This window comes from Brevibacillus soli (assembly GCF_044759095.2).
Lineage (GTDB): Bacteria > Bacillota > Bacilli > Brevibacillales > Brevibacillaceae > JBIYSM02.
Map to the genome: position 1 here is coordinate 1 of NZ_JBIYSM020000093.1, position 2,709 is coordinate 2,709.

3 protein-coding genes are annotated in these 2,709 nt (G+C 37.9%); all 3 read left to right on the forward strand.

Going from position 1 to position 2,709, the window contains the following annotated elements; genetic code table 11:
* Positions 1-317: 317 nt before the first annotated feature.
* Positions 318-521 carry an alpha/beta-type small acid-soluble spore protein gene (locus tag ACE99V_RS20215; protein WP_400492996.1) on the forward strand — a complete coding sequence of 68 codons (204 nt, stop codon included), beginning with the start codon at positions 318-320 and terminating at the stop codon, positions 519-521.
* Between the two features lie 332 nt (positions 522-853).
* The gene (locus ACE99V_RS20220; protein ID WP_400492995.1) at positions 854-1,426 is read left to right on the forward strand and encodes a matrixin family metalloprotease; all 573 of its coding nucleotides are present in this window, start codon (positions 854-856) and stop codon (positions 1,424-1,426) included.
* Between the two features lie 17 nt (positions 1,427-1,443).
* Positions 1,444-2,070 carry a hypothetical protein gene (locus ACE99V_RS20225; RefSeq protein ID WP_400492994.1) on the forward strand — a complete coding sequence of 209 codons (627 nt, stop codon included), beginning with the start codon at positions 1,444-1,446 and terminating at the stop codon, positions 2,068-2,070.
* Positions 2,071-2,709 lie beyond the last annotated feature (639 nt).

The window sequence follows — 2,709 nt, forward strand, 5'->3', positions numbered from 1 at the left end:
TAAAAAAGCGGTATAACACTCTTTTAAAAAAGGAACCAGGAAAATTCTGCCCTTATGCCCATCTCGCTTTTTGGCTTTACCTTGTAAAAGTAGAATTTCCAACCTTACGTATCATTAACTTCATTTTTTTAACGAAAACCTAATTTTGCAAAAGGCTCAAAAATAAAAAATGTGCATTAATAAATAATCGAATCTTTAAAGATATATCTATAAGGCTACAGTTATTAGTAGCATTGAGGTTATTCAGAATGGTTAAGTTGAATGCTACTTATAACGACATTAGTAGCGAAATTATACTAAGATGGAGTTGAATTCAGATGGCAATCCAAGGTGGTAACCGTAACAATCGTTTGGTTCCGCAAGCAGGTCAGGCACTTGATCAATTAAAGTATGAAATTGCAGCGGAGTTTGGAGTTACTCTTGGTGCAGACACGACCTCTCGTCAAAACGGTTCGGTTGGGGGAGAAATTACCAAGCGTCTAGTATCCTTCGCTGAACAACAACTGGCTGGCCGTGCTTAAAAATTAAATACTTTGATCACGAAAAGGGTCCTCAAATGGGCCCTTTTCTCCTTTTCAATAACGATTACTGCAGCGATTATCGATATTAACCCCGAAGATTTTTTCACGTCTCTGAAAAAGGACCATTGTACTCATTTTCAATTATTTAAGATTCATGTCTTTTCTTTTCTTGGTAGTTCAAGCATATTTAAAATCTTTAAAAAATGAATATGTTTCCTTATTTCTATTATACGTGGTCAGGTGTATATTTTTACCAAAAAAGGAGGCTGATGTAATCTTGCCCTGATCAACAGGATTAAGGTTAGAATTCATATTTCAAAGGAGAAATGTTTATGTTAAAGAAAAAGAGTTTTGGTACATTTTCTGCACTCACTGCTGTATGTTTATTGTTACTGTCAAATGCTTCTCCTTCCTCTGCTCATACTGTGTCAACTACTTCCGGTTCGTGTTGGTCTTATTTGGGCACACATAATCCTTCGACTTCCGCTACTTTCAAGTACCACGAGTCTGTTACATCCACTTATAAAACTGCGAATGCTAATGGCATAGCTAAGTGGAAATCCGCCACTAGTAGCAAATTGACTGCGACGGAAAACAGTAGTTCCCCAAACACCATTTTGGAATATTGGGGGACCCTCAGTCCATATTATGCATATCACACTGTTACTGGTGAGTCCGGAGAGCACCAGACAAGCTGGCAAATCGATTACAATGCCTATAAGATGCAAAACTTTGGATCTTTCCGTGATGTAATTGCAGCTCATGAGTGGGGGCATGTATGGGGATTAGATGAGAGTTGGTGTGCCCAGGTCCTTATGTATGCAGAGATTGGAGATGGCGGTGGAACAGCTCAAGGTCCACATTCGGCTGATGTAACGGGCGTAAAGACAATTTACGGCTTCTAAATAAGGAGGGTTTTTACATGAAGAAAATCTTGGCATCCACGACTATTATCCTATCACTTATCGGAATCACTGGTGGGGTATCTTTTGCGTTATTTGGTCCCCACAATGATACATATGTTTCTGCGGCGAAAGAGCGCAAAAAACACAATGGACTTCTCCCGGCTGCTACAATAGACGAGGTGATTACAAAATCTGAAATAATCGCAAAGCTAAAAATAACTAAGCTGGTGAAAGTGCACGAAGAACAAGGTCAACAGTATTCTGAGTTTGAAGCGGAAGTAGAGAAATACTATAAAGACAAAACAGGAAAGCTTTCTGAAACTGTTCGATTTTTTCAACATGGCAGTCCTGAAGCTGATTTTATTCAAGATCCCCTGCTTGAGGAGAATAAAAAATATGTGTTGTTTTTAGACGAAGTGGATACTGGCACCCAAGAGTTTGGTAAAGCTCTTATCATGACAAACGGAGCTTATGGCAGGTTTAATATTGACGGAGATAGCGTAGTTGCTCAACTTAAACACATCACTGATGAAGAAAAAAGGGCGGGAAAACGATTCCAAGATGAAAAAATAAAACCTGATCCAATGAAGTATTCTGATTTTGAAAAATTACTATCTGAAAAAATGAATAAGAAATCAAACTAACAACTAACAATTCCATTTGACTAGAAAAGCCGGGTATAACAGAATTCGAAGTTTTGAAAGGTCAGTCAAAAAGATCTGGCTGACCCATCTTTTTTTCTTAAATGATCCGTACCTATTCAGACAGTACATCAAATATGTTTTTGTAATTAGGGAAGTCTAGGTTTAGCAAAGGCACCATCTATATCATTTCGTTACGTGCTCGGCTAACTAATTTCCCGATCCATTACCTAGTAAATCTTTCGATCATAAGTTAGCAGCTGAAGTTTTTCAGAATATACGGATGCGGACATATTTCTAAATTTGTTCGTATACTACACTGTACAGCTTTTGTAACTGTTGTTTAAGCTCATTAATCTCTTGTTCTTGTTCCTTACATCTTTTTCTTAATGCACTGATTATTACATCTTTCGATTCGTCCGAAATAGTACGTTTAACTTGTTTGGAGGACGGGACTCCTTCCTGTTGTTCCCTAAAAAACTCAATACGTTCTTTTGTTTCTCGATTGTTATATGAGCCTTTTGCAGTTTTCTGAGCCCTTTAGTATCAAGCACTAGAAAAGCATAAAAAAGGACTTCACCCCAAGAAGGAGAAGTTTTCAAGCAACCACGCACGAAAACTTTTCGAGGAAGGTGAAGTCAC

What these genes read in the sequence shown, in the direction of transcription:
- ACE99V_RS20215 (WP_400492996.1), top strand. Translation starts at nt 318, where the DNA reads ATGGCAATCCAAGGTGGTAACCGTAACAATCGTTTGGTTCCGCAAGCA.
- ACE99V_RS20220 (WP_400492995.1), top strand. Translation starts at nt 854, where the DNA reads ATGTTAAAGAAAAAGAGTTTTGGTACATTTTCTGCACTCACTGCTGTA.
- ACE99V_RS20225 (WP_400492994.1), top strand. Translation starts at nt 1,444, where the DNA reads ATGAAGAAAATCTTGGCATCCACGACTATTATCCTATCACTTATCGGA.